This is a genomic window from Pseudomonas sp. 5Ae-yellow, from assembly GCF_014077575.1.
Classification (GTDB): Bacteria; Pseudomonadota; Gammaproteobacteria; order Pseudomonadales; family Pseudomonadaceae; genus Halopseudomonas; species Halopseudomonas neustonica.
Map to the genome: position 1 here is coordinate 31,963 of NZ_JACGWE010000023.1, position 17,491 is coordinate 49,453.

Here is a 17,491-nt window from a genome sequence, read left to right on the forward strand (position 1 = left end):
TTGTCAGGAATTACCCAATGAAATCGTTTTTTCTTCGCTCTACTGGCGCGTTGCTGCTGTGCGCGCCTGTTACATATGCCTTGGCCGAGGATGCGCTTGAGCTGCCCGCGCTGGAAGTGCTTGGCAACAGGCAAAGCCCCGTCGGCCTGCAGCTTGATGTACCTGCCGAAACGGGCTCGCGGTTGGACATCACGCCGCGGCAAACTCCGGCCTCGGTGTCGGTGGTCAACCGTGAGCAGATCAGCGCACGCGGCGCCGAGAATACTCAGGATATTCTCGCCGGTATTCCCGGTGTGACAGCTGCTGCGCCGCCCGGCTCTGCGGGCTTCGTTTCCTGGCGCGGCTTTACCAGCTCGCAGGTAACCCAGATGTTTAACGGCATCACGCTGCAGTACGATGCCATTGCCGCCCGCCCGGTAGATAGTTGGATTTACGACCGGGTTGAGGCGATTGGCGGGGCATCGAGCTTTCTCAACGGGTCTGGCGGTGTAGGCGGTTCAATCAACTACATTAGCAAGCTGGCCGACCCCAGCCACTCGTTCAGCGAAGGGCGCATCAAGTACGGCAGCTATGACAGCCGCGAACTCGCATTAGGCCTGAACCAGGTGCTCAATGACGGCCCGGTGCGCAATACTCTGCGCCTGGATATCAGCCAGACGGACAGCAACGGCTATGTGGATCGCGAGGAGCGCAGCGCCTTTACCTCAGCCCTGTCGCTGCGCACCGACTTCAGCGAGCAGCTATCACATACCCTGGCGCTGGAATACCAGAACGAGCAGGTCGATAGCCCCTATTGGGGCACGCCGGTACTGCAACCGATTAGCGGCGAAATGACGATCGACGAAAGCCGTCGCTTTGAAAACTATAACGTAGAAGATGGTCGCTACGAGCAGCGGGTGCGTTGGCTGCGCTCGATCACCGAGTATTGGGTCGGCGATCAGACACGGTTGCGCAATACCTTCTATCACTACAATACCGAGCGTAATTACCGCAATCTGGAGCGCTACACCTATACGGCGGACAACAGCCAGATCAGCCGCTCGGCAGCCCTACTGCAGCGCCACGATCAGGAGGTCAACGGCGACCGCGTAGAGCTACTGCATAATCGCTTCCTGTTTCACCGCAAGAGCGACTGGTCGCTCGGGCTGGATTACAGCCACAACGTACAAACGCGCTATCCGCGCTCTATCTCGGCGGTGTTTGACGTAGTCGACCCGGACAACTTTACCCCCGGCCACTTCTACGACATACCAGGCATGACACCGGGTCATGAGCCACAGCGCAGCAACGAGCTGAATACCTGGGCGCTGTATCTGGAGAACCGTACCGAGCTGACCGACCGGCTGGCGCTGTTAACCGGCCTGCGGCACGACTGGATCGATCTGCAGGTAACCAACCACCAAACGCCGTCCGCCAGCAATCCTGCCGAGTTCGGCCAGACCTATGAGCCGACCACTGGACGTATTGGACTGGTCTACGAGCTAACGCCAACAGCCAACGTTTACGTGCAATACAGCACCGCCGCTGATCCGCCGGCTGGCGTGCTGACGACGGCAAGCTTCGGGCAGTTGCAGGACTTTGACCTGACCACCGGAGAGCAGTGGGAAGTCGGCAGCAAGTTCGACTTTCTCGACGGGCGCGGCAGCGCCACAGCGGCAATCTACCAAATCACCCGCAAGGATCTGGTCACCAACGACCCCAATAATCCGGGCGAAACACTGCCGGTGGGGCAGCAGACGTCTACCGGCATCGAAGTGGCCGGTTCCTTATTGGTAACGCCAAAATTGTTGGCCGAGGGTAACGTCGCCTGGGTGGATGCCGAGTACGACGAATTCAACGAAACCATCGGCGGCGCCAGCGTCTCACGCGCGGGCAACAGCCCGAGCAATGTGCCGGACAAGGTAGGCAACCTGTGGCTGACCTATGATGTCGCGCCGCGCTGGCAGTTGGGACTGGACGCGCGTTATGTGGCCTCGGTGTACGCCGACGCGGCTAATACGCTGTCGACGCCGTCCTACACACTATTCGGCGGCTTTGTGGGCTATGAACTGGCCGCCGATACCCAGCTAACGTTGCGTGGTCGCAACCTGACGGACGAGATCTACGCCCGTCAGGCCGGCTCGACCATGCTCTATCTTGGCGCACCACGTACCTTCGAGGTCGCGTTGCAAACCCGCTTCTGATAACCAAGAGCCGCCAGCGGGTGCCTTGCACCTGTTGGCCGGGAGAGGGTGATGAAACGTTACCTGTATTTATGGCACCGCTGGCTTGGCATCGTGCTTTGCCTGTTCATGGCGATGTGGTTTATCTCGGGCGTGGTGATGATGTATGTGGGTTACCCCAAGCTGACGCCGCGTGAGCATCTGGCACACTTGCCGCCACTATCGGTGGATGAGTGCTGCATTAGCCTGGCACGGGCCCTGACGAGCGCCGATTACCGTCAGCCGCCGGACAGCATGCGTCTGACCAGCCTGCGTGGACAGCCGCATTACGTGCTGGGCTATCGCGGCGCCAGAGACGTGGCGATCAATGCCCGTACCGGCGAGCGGGTAAGCTCGATTAGCGCGTCGCAGGCCCTGCAGGCAGCGCGGCAGTTTGCGCCTGATGCGGTAACGCAGGCGAGTGGGCTGATTGATGAAGATGTCTGGACCCATTCGCGTGCGCTGGATGCGGACCGTCCGCTTTACCGCGTGCAGCTGCTGGATAGCAATCAGCGTTTGCTCTACATCTCCAGCCATACCGGCGCGGTGGTGCGTGATGCGACCGCTAACGAGCGGCTGTGGAATTGGGCGGGCGCCTGGATTCACTGGCTTTACCCGCTGCGCGGCAATTGGTTGCAGCCTGCATGGCACAACACAGTCGTATATCTGTCCTTGGCCGCAACAGTCATGGCGTTGTTGGGTATGGTGCTGGGCTTACTGCGCTGGCGTGGCAAGCGGCGTTATCGCAACGGCTCACATTCGCCCTATAAAGGGATGGCGCGCTGGCACCATCTGGTTGGCCTGGTCGCGGGCGGTTTGCTGGTCTGCTGGATTTTTAGCGGCCTTATGTCGATGAATCCCTGGTCGATGTTTACCCGCACGCCTGCGCTGGATACCTCGGCCTATAGCGGAGGAACTCTGTCTCCTGAGATCTTTGCGCAGACACCAACGCAAACGCTGCAGCGCTTTCAGGCCAGCGGTATGACACCGGTAGAGCTGAGCTGGCGGCGAGTGGCTGGTGAGCCGGTCGTGGTGGCCAGAGATGCGGCTGGCAGCAGCCGCGTGCTGTTGGCTACCGGTCCGGTGGCGCAGCGTCTACCCGAGCCTTTGTTGGCGCGTGCGGTAGAGCGAGTCTGGCCGCAGGGCAGGGTGCAGCAGGAGTGGCTCAGTCATTACGACTTTTACTACTACGCGCGCAGTGAGCACAGCATGCTGGGGCACTTGGCAAAGCCGCTGCCGGTATTGCGCGTACGCTTTGATGACCCGGCGCAGACCTGGCTGCATATCGACCCGCGCAGCGGGGTGATACTGAGCCAGACCGGCAGGGCGGGGCGACTGTCGCGTGTGTTGTTTTCGCTGTTACACAGTTGGGATTGGTTGCCGTTGTTGCAGAACAGGCCACTGTGGGATGGGCTTATGATCGCGTTCAGCATAGCTGGTTTGCTGATTAGCCTGACCGGCACAGTTATGGCCTGGCGACGGCTGCGACGCAATAAAGGTTGGCGCGTCAGGCGGTAGAAGATGACTTGGTGCAGGAATCCGCGGCTCTCATTGCGCGCACCTTGTAACTGCTGTTACCTGAGCGAGTGGTTCTTGGTGGGGGCGCGAGCGTTGAGTTTTTACTGCGGTTTCGAGCCCCGTTTTTTGTCATTTAAAGAGTTCATGCAGGGTTGGCGCAAAAATCGCAGTGACGCTAGCAACGGGGTTAGACCGCGGCTTAAGTGTACTTTTTAGTGGTATTGCCTGATTTTAGTGCGGTGCACATCGGGTAATCCAAGGTCATGCCTCGTTAATGAACATTTGCGTTTTTGCTTTTTACACCCAGGGGGGTGTGATAAAAAACGTAATAACACAGGGAAGAATGACCAATGAGCAAAACTTCAACCGCGTTGGTGTACGGCTTGAATGACGTGCCACCTCCGGCAAAAGCCGCCTTGGCCGCGGTGCAACATGTGCTGGCGTCGATTGTTGGCGTGGCGACGCCTTCGTTGATTATTGGTGGCGCCTTGGGACTAGGTGCTTATACCCCCTACCTGATTGCCATGGCGTTTTTTGTCTCGGGCATCGCGACCTTCATTCAGTGTAAAAAAATCGGGCCTGTTGGTTCTGGCATGCTCAGCATGCAAGGTACCAGCTTTGCGTTTTTGGGTGCTGTGCTAGCCGCCGGTTTTGCCGTTAAAGGCAAAGGTGGCACGCCGGAAGATATTCTGGCGATGATCTTTGGGCTGTGTCTGGTCGGCTCTCTTGTCGAAATTGTGCTGTCGCAGTTTCTGGACAAATTGAAGCGGGTTATCACACCGACAGTAACGGGCATCGTTATTACCATCATTGGTTTAAGCCTGATTAAATCGGGCTTCACTGATTTTGCCGGCGGCGCGCGGGCCGGGGAGGATTTGGGTAAACCTATTTACCTGTTGTTGGGCGGTTTTGTGGTTGCTGTTATTTTGGTGATGACCTTTATTGGCAAACCGATGTTACGTATTTCAGCGATCATGATCGGTTTGATCCTGGGTACCGTGGTCGCTAGCTTTCTCGGACTGGTTAACTGGTCTTCTCTGGGCTCGGCTCAGTTTTTTGCCCTGCCGATCCCCTTTAAGTACGGTATCGATTTTGATTTCGTACTGTTCGTACCCATCGCCTTTTTGTATCTGGTGACGGCGATTGAAACCTCCGGCGATTTAACCGCCAACTCGGTTGTCTCAGGGGAGCCGGTGGAAGGTGACCTCTATATGCAGCGCATCAAGGGCGGTGTCTTGGGTGATGGCATTAACTCGGCGATCGCGGCTATTTTCAATACGTTTCCGAATACCACGTTTTCACAAAACAATGGTGTCATCCAAATGACCGGTGTGGCCAGTCGTCATGTCGGCTTGTGGGCAGGCGTTTTTTTGCTGCTATTGGGGTTGTTCCCGGTGATAGGTTCGTTCTTTCTGATCATCCCAAAACCGGTTCTCGGTGGTGCGACCCTGGTACTGTTCTCAACCATTGCTGTGGCAGGTGTGCGTATTCTGGCTGCTCAGGAAATGACTCTGCGTCGCGTATACATCATGGCGGTGTCTTTTGGTTTGGCTCTGGGGGTCACCCTGGTGCCTGATGCGACTCAGCATTTGCCTGGGCTGATGAAGCAGGTCTTTGCAACGCCGATCACGCTGGCAGGTTTGAGTGCGATCTTTTTATCGCTGGTGATTCCCGAAGACGCAGCGCCCGAAGTGGACGTTGCTTAACGTTCTTTTTCCGCTTGCGGCGCGTGGTTGGTGGTCTGCCAGCCTGCGCGCACAGCTAACGCGCAGGCTGAGTTGACTGACGGCTACGGGGTGGCAGGGTCCAAACCGGTGCGTTGCGTGGACTCCGCAACGCCCACCTTGTCATCCAGCAGCGCCTGGGTTGCAGTCTGTACATAGGCTTCAAGCTGCTGTTGCCAGTCTTGTAGTTGCGGCGCAGCCGTCTCTGGTATGGCCTTGGGCTCGGCACCCAATTGATAGCGGTAGAGTTTGGGTTCCTCGTCACGTGGCTGAATCAGCACCTCGTCACCACGGATAATGCCGACCGTTTGGCCACCGCCAGACGGCTTGATTATGCCAACGCCCTGGTCGTCAGTGGGCAGACTGAGCAGGTCACGCCCCCAGCATTGATGTCGTACTTCGCCGCCCAGTCGACCCATGATGGTGGGAACGATATCGACCTGAGTGCCAACGATGTCGTTATTTTCACCGAAGCGTTCGGTCATGCCAGGTGCGATGAGCAGCAGCGGTACATGAAAGCGCAATAGGTCCAGATCGGTCAGCTGTTGTGGTGTACCAAAACCGTGATCACCGACGATCACAAACAGCGTCTGATCGTAGTAGGGCTCGTCCTTGATCTGCGCAAAGAAGCGACCGAGCGCCCAATCTGAGTAGCGCATCGCCGTCAGATGCTCGTCGGCGTAACTACCCTGACCGGTAACCGCGTCCACGGGCAGCGTATCGGGCAGTGCGTAGGGCGTGTGATTCGATAGCGTTTGCAGCAGCGCGTAGAACGGCTTCTCCGGGTCGAGTTGGCGTAGCTCGGTGACGGCGCGGTCAAACATGTCCTGATCGGACACGCCCCAGGTGGGATCTGACACCACGGGGTTCACGTAGTCGTTGCGGCCGATAAAGCGCGTCATGCCTTGGTTGCCGAAAAAACCACGCTGGTTGTCCCAGGCAAAGTCGCCGTTGTAGACGTACAGGTCATTAAAGTCGCGCGCGCTCAGGAGCTGCGGTAACCCGGAGAACTGATGGGTGCCCTCCGGTTCCTGCATCAGATATTCGAAGGCAGGGACGTTGGGGAAACAGGCCATGGTGGCGAACATACCCTGATGGGTGTGGGTGCCGTTCGAAAAATAACGGGTAAACAACAGACCCTGCTCGCTCAGTTTGTCGAACTCGGGCGTAATCTGCAGCGGTGAGCCGAGCGCGCCGGTGTAGTAGCCGGCAAAGCTCTCCATCAGGATGACCACTACATTGCGGATGGGTAGTGTGCCGTCTGCGGGCGGTTGGTAGTCGCGGCGGATCGGTGCCAGTTCTGGCTCGACCAGTTGGTCATGTGCGCCAAGCAACATCTCTCGCGTTATCTGGGTTGCCTGTTCTGCCGGCATCAGGTCTACCCAGGCGTTGCTTCTGTGATCCGAGTATTGCGCCTTGGCGGCGGCGTAGAGTGTGAGTGCCGGATTCAGTCCTAGCTGATTAGCGAACATCGAGTCGGTAGTATAGGCATCCCCCCAGCGCAGCGGTGGGCCTTGTCGTAGGGTGCCGCGAGCCAATACGGTGGAGCTGATGAGTAATAGCAGCAAGATACCCAGTCTGGCCGCGAGCGCGCCGCGTTGAGTGAGCAGAGTGCTGTTATGGCCGGGCGCGCTCCGCGTGTGTCGATCGAGCCAGCGAAACACGCTGAACATCAGCACGGATAAAATGGCTAGTGCCAGCAGCAGACGCACGACCGGAAAGCCATACCAGAGCATCCGCAGTACGGTGGCTGGATCTTCCTGCAGGTATTGAAATACCAGTGCGTTCAGGCGTTGATGAAATTCGCGATAGAAATTCAGCTCAACGACGCCGAGGAGACTGATCAGCAAAGCCGCAAACGTTAGCCAAAGGCACTGCAGCTTGCGCAATTGCATCAATCTGATACTGAAGAATGACAGGATCAGCGGTGCGCCGGCCAGGACCACAATCCGCATGTCAAAGCGCAGCCCGTTATAGAAGGCTTCGCCCAAGTCGCGCCAGGAGGCAGTGGATGCCAGTTCCCAGTTGTAGCTCAGCAACGCTGCGCGTAGCAGAGTGAGCAGTGCGGTGATGGCAAACAGCGAAGCGACAACGAACAGCAGTTGACCGCGCAGGCCAACGATCGGCTGACGTGTATCAGTCGAATTACGGGAAGCACGCATGGATAGGCAGTTTCCAGTCAGGTAGAGGCCGGGGCGGGCAGGGGATTAGAGCAAGATCACCAGCCAGACGGTGAGTATCATCAACAGCGAGATCAGTTGTGCGGCGCTGCCCATGTCCTTGGCTTGTTTGGACAGTGGGTGCAGTTCCAGCGAAATGCGATCTACCACGGCCTCTATAGCCGAGTTGAGCAGCTCAACGATCAGCGCTACAAAGACCACCAGTAGTAGCACGGTACGCTCCAGCGAGCTGACCTCAAGCAGGCAGGCCAGTGGGATCAATACAGCGCTCAAGGCCAGTAGCTGACGGAACGCCGCTTCACCCACTATGGCTGCGCGCAGGCCCGCCAATGAGTAACCGGTCGCCTTGAAGACCCGGCCAAAGCCGCCACGGCTTTTAAAGGCCAGTGCTTCTTCGCGAGGCGCAGGATTAGGACGCATTATTGGCTCCTGTTAATTCGACGTTGGATGTGTTGTAGCATTTTAGCAAATACTGCCAGTCGGACTCGGGCATCGCACCACGGCGGCGTTCCAGCTGTGACAGGTCATGTTGAGCGGCTTCGCTGCGCAGCAGTCGGCGGCGGCTTTTTTCCAGGTCCAGCAGTGCTACCTCGGGCTCTTTTGTGTTGAGGCTGATGTAGATGTGTTTGCTATACAGGCAACCATGTTGCCGGCGGCTCTGATGCAGCCGACGTAACACCTGCGCCAAGCGTTGCAGGATCGCCTGCCGGCTGCTGGCGTGCAGCGTGGGTGCGTGCTCGGCATACCAGTCATCAAGACTGACGAAGCCACTAAGCTCTTCGGTTATCAGCAGCGCTTGCCACTGCCCCTGCTGTTTGCGCGCGGCGCAGAACACCCGCTTGGGCACCTTGATCCCGAGCTGTTCACAGGCCATCAATGCGTGCTGCTCGCGCAGCACGGTTGGCAAGCCCAGCGGGTGGCGCAATGAGCGAAATACGTGCCCCACCTGGCGCTTGCTGTACAGCGGCGGCTGACCGCCTTTCAGCGGCGGCAGCAACTTGACGCCGCTTTCACCGCCACGGCGTTGGTTCCTTTCTTCGACCCATTCACCCGGCATGCTCCACCAGCGGTCAAAAGCGCTTTGCTGAAAGCGCTCAATTACCCCGGCTGGCTGCCAGAACCCCGCGTTCATGGGCGAACCTTGCGCAGGACGTAAACGCGCCACATGGCGTAGCCGGGTAGGAAGTCGTGATGATTGAGGATGCTGAAACCGGCTGCCCGAAACTCACTCTCGATGGTTTCGCGGCGCACCAGAAAGCGATTTTGATTGTCTGAGCGCTTTCCGCGTGCGGCGCGCTTCGCTTCAAGACGCTTACGCTTCCAGGCTTTGAAATTGCCGTCGACCCAGAGTGAAATGATGACGGTGTCGCGGGTTACCCGGCGCAGCTCACGTAACATGGCGAGGCGATGTTCAGACTCGGCGACGTGATGGATCAGGCGCATGCAAAAGATGCTGTCGACAGCGTTGTCACTCAAGTCGATATCGAAGGCTGAAGTCTGGAAGGTCTTGACCCGTGCCACCACATCGGCTGGCTGACCAGCCACTGCGGTTTTCAGCATGTCTTCTGAGTTATCGGCAGCGAGAATGACTCGGTTGGGTGACTCGGCCAGTAGCGGCCAAAAGCGGCCCGCGCCGCAGGGCAGATCAAGAACCAGTTGTGGCGCACCGGCATCGCTCAGCGCATGACGCGCCAGCTGCATATCACGCCAGTTCGACAGTCGGCGAAACAGGCCGGTCTGGTGCTTGTGCAGATACTGGTGGGCGTGCTGCTGATCATACTTTTCAGAAAACTCGAGCTTGATGGCGGCGGGCTTGGTCATGGTTAGGCTCTCAGAATGATATTTCTGGGCCAGACTAAGCATCCGCCGGTCAAGCGCGTGTCAAAAGCATGTCAAAATTTCGTGAAACGTCATCTATTACCGCGATGGCGCCTATGCCGTGGGCCAACCAAGGCTCTTTTCCCTGATGCGGCTGCTGTGCTCAGGTCAAGTTCACCTCAAAGCAGCTACCGCCCGCGGGCAAGGAATACATACGCACTTGCCAGCGCTGATGGGCGCAGATGCGTTTGACCAGTGACAGCCCAAGGCCAAGGCCTTCCCCCCGTGCCTCGGAGCCACGTACAAAGGGCTTGAAAATATCCTCCTGTTGCGCGCGGGGTACGCCCTGGCCGGTATCTTCCACACGAAAGCCGCGGGCGCTCAGCAGCAGGCGAACCTCGCCGTGCTCGGTGTAATGCAACGCATTGCGCATCAGGTTGGACATGACGGTGCTGAGAAAGCTGCCATGCAGTAACTGCGGGTTATGTTCTTCAATAACAAGGTTAAACGCGAGCCCCTTTTCGGCGAAGCGGGGAGCCCAGCGTTCGGCTAGCTCGCGTGCAACCTGTTCGAGGGTCAAGCTGCCGCCTGTTGGATTTGGATGGGTTGTGGCGCGCGCTAATAATAGAAAGGTCTCGACCAGGTCGCTTATTTCAGCGGTGGCGCGTTGGATGCGATCAACCTGGTTACGGCCTCGCTCGTCCAGCACGCTAGCTTCCAGCAGCTCGGCAGAAGAGGCTATGACCATTAGCGGCGTACGCAATTCGTGACTGACATCACTGGTAAACAGGCGTTCGCGTTCAAGCGAGCTACGCAGTTGCCCCAGGGTTTCATCGAACGCGGCAGCCAGGTGGCCGACTTCATCCTCCGGATATTCCGGCGCCAGATTGGGGGCGATGGTCAGCAGCTGATCGCGGTGGCGAGCTTGCTGAGCCAGGCGTGCCAACGGCGCAATAATGGTCTGCGCCATCAACCAGCCGAGCAGCCAGGCGGCCAGGCCGGTGAGTATGAAGCCGGCAAAGACGACAGCGAACAGGGCGTTTTCCCGCGCCTCGAACTCGGCTTGCTCCTGCACCAGAACGTAGCGCTGCTGCGGTGTATCGCGGATAAAGACGTAATAGGCTTCTGTGTCGCCCACCACCTCGTTAAAGCCTTCATCCAGACCAATAAAGTTTTTGGGTATTTCATAGCCAGGCATGTGCGAGGCAAACAGCTGGGTCTTGAGGTCCAGCCGCGGCGGTATGCCCTTGGCCAGATCCTTTTGCAGAATGCTATCGAGCTCCTCGCTCATTTCCTTGGTGACCAGATGCTCTTCAATAAAGTGCACTATGGCCACAATGCCCAGGGAGAAGCCGCCACTGACAACCAGGGTCATCAGGGTAAAAGCAATGATGATGCGGCGAACCAGTGGTTGTTTAGAGGTCATCGCTACGCTCGGCAAGGCAGTAGCCCAGTCCGTGCATGGTATGCAGCAGCGGCTGGGCAAAAGGTTTATCAATGACCTGGCGCAACTGGTGTACATGGCTGCGCAGGCTGTCGCTATCCGGGAGTTCCTCGCCCCAAAGTGCTTCCTCAAGGACCGCACGACGCACTACCGCCGGACTCTTGCGCATCAATACTTCCAGTAACTTCAGCCCAACCGGGTTGAGTTTAAGCGCTCGGCCCTGACGGCTCACCTGCAGGGTATCCAGATCGTAACTGAGGTCGGCTACCTGCAGCTTATGTTTGGCGCCTCCGCCCTGGCTCCTTCGTAATATAGCCTCGATACGGGCGACCAGCTCGGACAGGGCAAAAGGTTTGACCAGGTAGTCATCGGCGCCGCTATTAAGTCCCTTGAGCCGATCTTCCAATTGGTCGCGTGCGGTCAGCATGATGATCGGCGTATCGCGCTGGGCGTCGTCGCGCAGGCGTTGGCAGAGCTGATAGCCGTCGATGCCAGGCAGCATGATATCCAGCACGATCAGGTCATAGTGTTCGCTTACCGCCAGGTGCAGGCCGGACAGCCCATCCTGCGCGCAATCTACCGTGTAGCCCTTGAGCTGCAGGTAGTCCAGCACATTGGCCAGAATGTCGCGGTTATCTTCAATTACCAGAATTCGCATCCAGCTGCCTCACCCTTGAGTCGATGTTGATTAACGTTTTTTTCACACCGCGTTGACGAGCTGCTGACAGCCGTATGGCCACACTGGCGCCAGTCTCATCAATACGGATCATACAATGCACCTGTTCAAATATGCGCAAACACGTTTTATTGCTCTGATCGCGCTGATCTGGCTGGCCCTTTTCGTAATGACGCGCAGCTTATTGCTGTTTACGCATTTACCTGAGGCGCAGCTGGACCTTGGCAGCACCCTGTCGCTCTACAGCGAAGGCTTTGTCTACGACCTGGTTTTTCTGCTCTATGCACTGGCGCCATTGGCGCTCTATCTGCTGCTTTGCCCTACGCGGCTGTGGCAGAGTCGCTGGAATCGGCTGCTGCTGCAAGCAGTGCTGACCCTGAGCATCTTCATCATGCTGTTCACTGCGGTCTCGGAATGGCTGTTCTGGGATGAGTTCAGTGTGCGCTTCAACTTTATCGCAGTGGACTATCTGGTTTACTCCGATGAGGTGCTCAATAATATTCTTGAGTCTTATCCGGTGTATCCGCTGCTTGCGGTCCTGGCGTTAATCGCTGTGGGTATGACAGTGGCGCTGCGTGGTCAGATGCGCCGCGTTGCTACCGCGCCCGTGCTTGCGTGGCGCCAGCGTGGCCTGGTGCTCACAGGTTGGGCGTTGCTCTTTGGTCTGGGTATTTTCGTGGTAGGACAGGACTTTCCTCGTGCTAGCGGTGGTAACGCCTACCAGCACGAGCTGTCTGCGAACGGCCCCTATCAGTTCTTTGCGGCTTTCCGTAACAACGAGCTGGACTATGAGCAGTTCTATCCGGTGCTACCGTTGCAGCAGGTTGCCTCGCAACTGCGTGATGAAGTGAAAGAACCCAACGCGCTCTTTGTCGATGCGGACCCGTTGAGCATTCGCCGGACCATCGATAATCCCGGTCAACCCAAGCGCATGAACGTCATTCTGGTGACCATCGAGAGTTTGAGCGCCAAGTATCTGGGCAGTGAGGGCGATACTCGCGGCCTCAGCCCCGAGTTGGATGCCCTGCGTCAGCAGAGCCTGTACTTCAGCAATCTTTACGCTACTGGCACTCGCACTACCCGCGGGTTAGAAGCCATTACCCTGTCAATTCCGCCCACGCCTGGCCGCTCTATCGTCAAGCGGGTGGGTCGCGAAAGCGGCTTTGCCAGCCTGGGTCAGCAGTTCAGTGCGCAAGGCTATGACAGCGTGTTCATGTATGGCGGGCGCGGCTACTTCGACAACATGAATGCCTTTTTCGAGGGCAATGGTTATCGCATCGTCGATCAGGGCAGTGTGCCAGATGATGAAGTTACCTTTACCAACGCCTGGGGCATGAGCGATGAGGACCTTTATCAGCAGACCCTGAAAGTGGCAGATGCCGACTTTGCTCAAGGCAGCCCGTTCTTTCTGCAGCTGATGACCACCTCCAACCACCGCCCATACAGCTATCCTGAGGGGCGTATTGATATTCCCTCAGGCAGTGGTCGTGAGGGCGCGGTGAAGTACACCGATTATGCTATTGGCGAGTTCCTGCGCGCCGCACGCCAGAAACCCTGGTTTGCTAACACGGTGTTTATCTTTGTCGCTGACCATACAGCGGGTAGCGCCGGTATGGAGGACTTGCCGGTCAGTAACTATCACATCCCACTGTTCATTTATGCGCCCAGCCTGATTACGCCAGCTGATGTCAGCACCCTGACCAGTCAGATCGATATCGCGCCTACGCTGCTCGGCTTGTTGAACATGGATTACACCTCGACCTTCTTCGGCCGCAATGTGCTGCGCAAGGATGCTGCCCCTGGCCGCGCGCTGATTGGCAACTACCAGCATCTGGGCCTGTTCGACGGTACCAACCTGGCGATTCTCAGCCCGCGGCAGATGATGCGTCGGCACGACGATGCCCTGGGCGAAAGCCTGGAAAGCAGCGCGCAGCAGAGTGACCCGCTGGTGGCGCGCAGTATTGCCTATTACGAGGGCGCCAGTTACGACTTTACCCACGAGTTGCTGGCCTGGCATCCATTGGTTCAACCCTCCGTGCGGGTTGGCCAAAAATGAGGTCGCTTAACCAGACGTCCAGAGACTTCAACTTTCGTCTCTGGTTTACCCTGCCCCTGACTGTCATGGCGTTGTTGCTGGTGCTGGACCCGACCCCGGTGGATGTGGCGATCTCAAACCTTTTCTATGAGCCGGGTGTCGGCTTTATCGGGCGGCACAGCTTCTTTCTGGAAGACATATTGCACGACCGCGCGAAACAGGCGGTGATCGTCATAGGTGTGCTGGCCATTGTCGGCTTTCTGATTAGCCTGCTGCCAACGCGTTTTCGGCAGTATCGCCGCTCGCTGGGCTACCTGGTGCTGGCGATGGCGCTGTGCACCAGTCTGGTAACACCACTAAAGCGCCTGACCAATGTGCAGTGTCCGTGGAGTTTGCAACAATACGGCGGTGATCAGGTGCATACGCCGCTGCTGAGCGCGCGACCACCATCTGACAAACCTGGTCGGTGCTGGCCCGGTGGGCACGCTTCTTCCGGGTTTTCGCTGCTGGCGCTGTTTTTCATGTTGCGCGATCGTCGCCCGCGCGCGGCTCGTGCTGCCTTGATTGTGGCGTTGAGCCTGGGGACGATTTTCTCTATCGGGCGGACCATGCAGGGGGCGCATTTCATGTCGCACAACCTGTGGACGCTATTATTTGACTGGTGCATCAGCCTGATGTGCTATCGCCTGATACTTTACCGTCAGCCAGTTCTTGCTGCGCGTGCGGTCACGGTTGGCGAGGAGGTTCGCCATGAGCCGGTTTAAGCGCCTGGGCCGGCTCGCCGCCTGGTTATTGCTGCCGGTTTGCATTCTGGCCATTGTTGCGCTCTGGCGGCCGGACGTATTGCGCAGTGGTGATGTGACTATCCCGCCGCCGACCTTGGGCGCAGAAGATTCTCGGCCGTCAGGTTGGGCTGCCCCGCTAAACCCGCGTTTTCGTTTTTACACACTCAGCCCCACGCTTTACCGCAGTGCTTTGCCGGATACCCGGGACCTTGTCGAGTTGCACGAGCGTGGTATCCGCACCGTGATCAATCTGTATCAGCAGAGTGATGAATCATGGTTGGCCGGTAGCGATATCCGGGGTATCCATATGCCGCTGCGAGCTGATCGCGTGACGGATACTCAGGTGATTGCTGTGCTGCGGGCCATACGCGCAGGCGAGCAGCGCGGCGGTGTGCTGATGCATTGCAAGCACGGGCAAAACCGCACCGGCTTGATCAGCGCCATGTACCGCATCGTATATGACGGCTGGAGCCGTGAAGAAGCTATCGCGGAAATGCTCGAGGGTGGCTTTGGTACGGCCGAGCGGATGGATGACGCGCTGGGTTATCTGAACCGGGTAGATGTTAACGCGTTCAGGCAGGCGATTGCTGCGGGTGAGTGCAGCACCAACCCGCTGGCCTGGTGCCGGTTAAATGCCTTTATGCTTGATAAGTTTGACTCGCTGGCTGATCTACTCGGTTAGCTTTTGGCAATGTAATCCCTGACCGCGGCTGCCTGCAGGCCTGCCTTGCAGGTGGTCGTAGATCTTAATTCTTGGTCATATTTCCTTCCCCCCGCTATTTTGCATGCTGGACAACCCGCTGGGTAAGCCTTCAGTATTGACCGGGCATGCTTCAGCTATAGTGCTAATGTATTTTGTCTGGTTAGTTACTGAGTGCTGCGTCGTTGGTCGCATGATCATGCTCGGTAATTTCCGTGGCTATATAAGCGCTATTTACGCCACGATTAATACGATAAACAAGGTGCAGCGGGGCTCGGGTGATGGGAAGCGAATCAAGTAATGTTGAAAGAGTGATGTGTGATCGGTGCGTCGACGGCAACGATCTGGAGTTTGATTTCACCATGGCCTTTCAGCCTATCGTGAGCAGCAAGGATCAGCGTGTCTACGGTTACGAAGCTCTGGTGCGCGGTCTGAATAATGAGTCGGCCTACTCAATTATTTCCCGCGTAAATGAAGATAATCGCTACCCATTCGATCAGCTTTGTCGCATCAAGGCTATCGCCTTGGCATCAAAGCTGGGTATCGACTCGATGCTGAGTATCAATTTTCTTCCCAACGCCATCTATAAGCCGGAGCTGTGTATTCGCACGACGCTGGAAGCTGCCAAGCAATTCAGTTTTCCGACTGAACGTATCATGTTCGAGTTCACCGAGGTCGAGCGCTTTGAAGATAGTGCTCACATTAAGCGGATCGTGGAGTATTACCAGGCGCTGGGCTTTAAAACGGCTACGGATGACTTTGGCTCCGGGCATTCCGGGCTAAATCTGCTGGCCGATTTTCAAACCGATATCGTCAAGCTCGATATGGGGCTGATCCGCAATATCGATACCGACAAGACGCGGCAGGTTATCGTTAGTAATACGCTGGCCATGCTCCACGATCTTAACATCACTGCCTTGGCTGAAGGCATCGAGACAGTTGAAGAGTATCGCTGGCTGCGAGCTGCGGGTGTCGATCTGATGCAGGGCTATCTTCTCGCCAAACCGGGTTTTGAGTGCCTGCCGGACGTGAATTATATAGCTGACTGAGAGCCTTGCCGCTGGTGTATTATCTTCTCTATATGGCTCAAATGCAGGCCTCTACCTTCGGCCTGAACACCGCAGGCCGCCAGAGACTGAGCAAGCCCACAACTGCGATGGCCGCGCCCACCCATAACGGCGCGCGCAGGCCGTAACCCAGCTCGATCACCGCGCCACCCGCCCAACTGCCGAAGGCGAGACCCGCGGTGATGACCGAGGTGTGCAGTGCATTGACCAGCGCGCTGGGTTCCGCCGCTTTCATCACGCGGGCGACCATGGCGGGGTTGAGCGCGACGCCGGTCAGACCGAGCAAAACGAAACAGCCGAGGTTAAGCCATACCAGGTCACCCGCTAGAGCAAAGCCGCCCAAGGCTATTGCCATCAACGCCAGGCCCCAGCCGAGGGCAGGCATGGTGTGCCGGTCGGCAATGCGCCCGACAAACATGTTGCCTATCAGGTTGGCTATGCCGTAGACCGCCAGCAGGGGAGCAACCTGGCTGGCTTTGACGCCGACTTCGTCAATCAGAATCGGCGTGCAATAGCTGAACGCGGCGAAGGTCGAGCCAATGATCAAGCCGCTGGTGATATAGGCGCCCCACAGCTGGGTGCTTCTGAGTGCGCTCCACTGGCTGCTTAGCGGGGGTTCGCTGCCGGGTTTTACTTTTGGCAGGCGGCTGGCCGCCAGGGCAGTGCATATCAGCGCCAGTACCACCACCAGCCAACCGCTGGCACGCCAGCCAAAGTGCTGCTCTACCCACGCGGTCATGGGAACCCCGGCGACGGGTGACAACATCAGTCCAGCCAGCACCACCGATAGCGCGCGGCCGCGTATTTCGGTCGACACCATGCCCGCGCAGATGGTCATGCATAAGCCAATGCAAGCGGCGCTGGAAATGCCCATGATGCAGCGTGCTATCGCCAGTATCAGGTAGGTGGGCGCGGCAGCTGCGAGAGCGCCAGCGAATACATAGACAGCCAGCAGCGATACCAGAGCATGCTTGTTACTCACGCGTCGGGCCAGCAGCATGACGGTAACAGGCGGCCCACCCAGTGCCATGCCCAGGGCATAAAAGGCGATGAGGTTGCCGACTTGCGCAAGGCTGACGGAAAAGGACTCGGCCAGAGCGGGCATCATGCCGGCGACCATAAATTCAGCCGTGACTAAAGAAAAGATGGTTAGACCCAAAAGGTAGACTGTTGGGGGCAGCTTGGTACGGTCGGTCATGAAGGCCTCGGCGGAAATTTCGATCGCCACCCTAGGCAGTGACAGCCATGCGGTCAAGCGACTATTGGGCCTATTTTTATTTACGATCCGGGGTTTGGGCACCTGACAGATAGTGCGCAGAATTATTGTGCATCCGACAGATAGA

At 57.7% G+C, this 17,491-nt stretch carries 14 protein-coding genes; 7 read left to right on the forward strand and 7 right to left on the reverse strand.

Annotated elements, in window-relative coordinates; translation table 11 throughout:
* The first annotated feature begins 17 nt into the window (after positions 1 to 17).
* The 3 genes from H4J77_RS13660 (at position 18) to H4J77_RS13670 (ending at position 5,425) form a co-directional block, all read left to right on the forward strand.
* Positions 18 to 2,183, forward strand: a complete 2,166-nt coding sequence (locus H4J77_RS13660) for a TonB-dependent siderophore receptor (protein ID WP_182248902.1) — start codon at positions 18 to 20, stop codon at positions 2,181 to 2,183.
* Positions 2,184 to 2,234: 51 nt separating this feature from the next.
* Complete coding sequence (locus H4J77_RS13665; RefSeq protein WP_182248904.1) at positions 2,235 to 3,719, forward strand: PepSY domain-containing protein; 1,485 nt, start codon at positions 2,235 to 2,237, stop codon at positions 3,717 to 3,719.
* A 350-nt stretch (positions 3,720 to 4,069) separates the two neighbouring features.
* Positions 4,070 to 5,425 (forward strand): nucleobase:cation symporter-2 family protein, encoded by a 1,356-nt coding sequence (locus H4J77_RS13670; RefSeq protein WP_123888772.1) that lies wholly within the window; start codon positions 4,070 to 4,072, stop codon positions 5,423 to 5,425.
* An 83-nt stretch (positions 5,426 to 5,508) separates the two neighbouring features.
* Here H4J77_RS13670 and H4J77_RS13675 read toward each other — a convergent pair whose 3' ends face one another.
* The 6 genes from H4J77_RS13675 to H4J77_RS13700 form a co-directional block, all read right to left on the reverse strand.
* Complete coding sequence (locus tag H4J77_RS13675; RefSeq protein WP_182248906.1) at positions 5,509 to 7,605, reverse strand: LTA synthase family protein; 2,097 nt, start codon at positions 7,603 to 7,605, stop codon at positions 5,509 to 5,511.
* Between the two features lie 45 nt (positions 7,606 to 7,650).
* Positions 7,651 to 8,043 (reverse strand): diacylglycerol kinase, encoded by a 393-nt coding sequence (locus tag H4J77_RS13680; RefSeq protein WP_182248908.1) that lies wholly within the window; start codon positions 8,041 to 8,043, stop codon positions 7,651 to 7,653.
* Positions 8,033 to 8,755 carry a lipopolysaccharide kinase InaA family protein gene (locus tag H4J77_RS13685; protein ID WP_182248910.1) on the reverse strand — a complete coding sequence of 241 codons (723 nt, stop codon included), beginning with the start codon at positions 8,753 to 8,755 and terminating at the stop codon, positions 8,033 to 8,035. Before H4J77_RS13685 ends, H4J77_RS13680 begins: the two co-directional genes overlap by 11 nt.
* Positions 8,752 to 9,444, reverse strand: a complete 693-nt coding sequence (locus tag H4J77_RS13690; protein ID WP_123888768.1) for a class I SAM-dependent methyltransferase — start codon at positions 9,442 to 9,444, stop codon at positions 8,752 to 8,754. The genes H4J77_RS13685 and H4J77_RS13690 overlap by 4 nt, the downstream gene beginning before the upstream one ends.
* A gap of 160 nt (positions 9,445 to 9,604) precedes the next feature.
* Positions 9,605 to 10,867 (reverse strand): HAMP domain-containing sensor histidine kinase, encoded by a 1,263-nt coding sequence (locus H4J77_RS13695; RefSeq protein ID WP_182248912.1) that lies wholly within the window; start codon positions 10,865 to 10,867, stop codon positions 9,605 to 9,607.
* A complete protein-coding gene (locus H4J77_RS13700) occupies positions 10,857 to 11,543 on the reverse strand; it encodes a response regulator transcription factor (protein ID WP_123888766.1) in 687 nt (228 codons plus the stop codon). Before H4J77_RS13700 ends, H4J77_RS13695 begins: the two co-directional genes overlap by 11 nt.
* Before the next feature lie 115 nt (positions 11,544 to 11,658).
* Here H4J77_RS13700 and H4J77_RS13705 point away from each other — a divergent pair, with 115 nt between their 5' ends.
* The 4 genes from H4J77_RS13705 to H4J77_RS13720 all read left to right on the forward strand — a co-directional run bounded on the left by H4J77_RS13705 (position 11,659) and on the right by H4J77_RS13720 (position 16,130).
* Positions 11,659 to 13,617: an LTA synthase family protein gene (locus H4J77_RS13705; protein WP_123888765.1), complete on the forward strand. Its 1,959-nt coding sequence runs from the start codon at positions 11,659 to 11,661 to the stop codon at positions 13,615 to 13,617.
* A complete protein-coding gene (locus H4J77_RS13710) occupies positions 13,614 to 14,360 on the forward strand; it encodes a phosphatase PAP2 family protein (protein WP_182248914.1) in 747 nt (248 codons plus the stop codon). Before H4J77_RS13705 ends, H4J77_RS13710 begins: the two co-directional genes overlap by 4 nt.
* Positions 14,347 to 15,063 (forward strand): dual specificity protein phosphatase family protein, encoded by a 717-nt coding sequence (locus tag H4J77_RS13715; RefSeq protein ID WP_182248916.1) that lies wholly within the window; start codon positions 14,347 to 14,349, stop codon positions 15,061 to 15,063. The genes H4J77_RS13710 and H4J77_RS13715 overlap by 14 nt, the downstream gene beginning before the upstream one ends.
* Before the next feature lie 299 nt (positions 15,064 to 15,362).
* On the forward strand, positions 15,363 to 16,130 hold the full coding sequence (locus H4J77_RS13720) for an EAL domain-containing protein (RefSeq protein ID WP_123888762.1): 768 nt from the start codon (positions 15,363 to 15,365) through the stop codon (positions 16,128 to 16,130).
* Positions 16,131 to 16,167: 37 nt separating this feature from the next.
* Here H4J77_RS13720 and H4J77_RS13725 read toward each other — a convergent pair whose 3' ends face one another.
* Positions 16,168 to 17,346, reverse strand: coding sequence for an MFS transporter (locus H4J77_RS13725; protein WP_182248918.1), 1,179 nt, complete (start codon positions 17,344 to 17,346; stop codon positions 16,168 to 16,170).
* Between the last annotated feature and the right edge of the window lie 145 nt (positions 17,347 to 17,491).

What these genes read in the sequence shown, in the direction of transcription:
- H4J77_RS13660 (WP_182248902.1), top strand. Translation starts at nt 18, where the DNA reads ATGAAATCGTTTTTTCTTCGCTCTACTGGCGCGTTGCTGCTGTGCGCG.
- H4J77_RS13665 (WP_182248904.1), top strand. Translation starts at nt 2,235, where the DNA reads ATGAAACGTTACCTGTATTTATGGCACCGCTGGCTTGGCATCGTGCTT.
- H4J77_RS13670 (WP_123888772.1), top strand. Translation starts at nt 4,070, where the DNA reads ATGAGCAAAACTTCAACCGCGTTGGTGTACGGCTTGAATGACGTGCCA.
- H4J77_RS13675 (WP_182248906.1), bottom strand. Translation starts at nt 7,605, where the DNA reads ATGCGTGCTTCCCGTAATTCGACTGATACACGTCAGCCGATCGTTGGC.
- H4J77_RS13680 (WP_182248908.1), bottom strand. Translation starts at nt 8,043, where the DNA reads ATGCGTCCTAATCCTGCGCCTCGCGAAGAAGCACTGGCCTTTAAAAGC.
- H4J77_RS13685 (WP_182248910.1), bottom strand. Translation starts at nt 8,755, where the DNA reads ATGAACGCGGGGTTCTGGCAGCCAGCCGGGGTAATTGAGCGCTTTCAG.
- H4J77_RS13690 (WP_123888768.1), bottom strand. Translation starts at nt 9,444, where the DNA reads ATGACCAAGCCCGCCGCCATCAAGCTCGAGTTTTCTGAAAAGTATGAT.
- H4J77_RS13695 (WP_182248912.1), bottom strand. Translation starts at nt 10,867, where the DNA reads ATGACCTCTAAACAACCACTGGTTCGCCGCATCATCATTGCTTTTACC.
- H4J77_RS13700 (WP_123888766.1), bottom strand. Translation starts at nt 11,543, where the DNA reads ATGCGAATTCTGGTAATTGAAGATAACCGCGACATTCTGGCCAATGTG.
- H4J77_RS13705 (WP_123888765.1), top strand. Translation starts at nt 11,659, where the DNA reads ATGCACCTGTTCAAATATGCGCAAACACGTTTTATTGCTCTGATCGCG.
- H4J77_RS13710 (WP_182248914.1), top strand. Translation starts at nt 13,614, where the DNA reads ATGAGGTCGCTTAACCAGACGTCCAGAGACTTCAACTTTCGTCTCTGG.
- H4J77_RS13715 (WP_182248916.1), top strand. Translation starts at nt 14,347, where the DNA reads ATGAGCCGGTTTAAGCGCCTGGGCCGGCTCGCCGCCTGGTTATTGCTG.
- H4J77_RS13720 (WP_123888762.1), top strand. Translation starts at nt 15,363, where the DNA reads ATGGGAAGCGAATCAAGTAATGTTGAAAGAGTGATGTGTGATCGGTGC.
- H4J77_RS13725 (WP_182248918.1), bottom strand. Translation starts at nt 17,346, where the DNA reads ATGACCGACCGTACCAAGCTGCCCCCAACAGTCTACCTTTTGGGTCTA.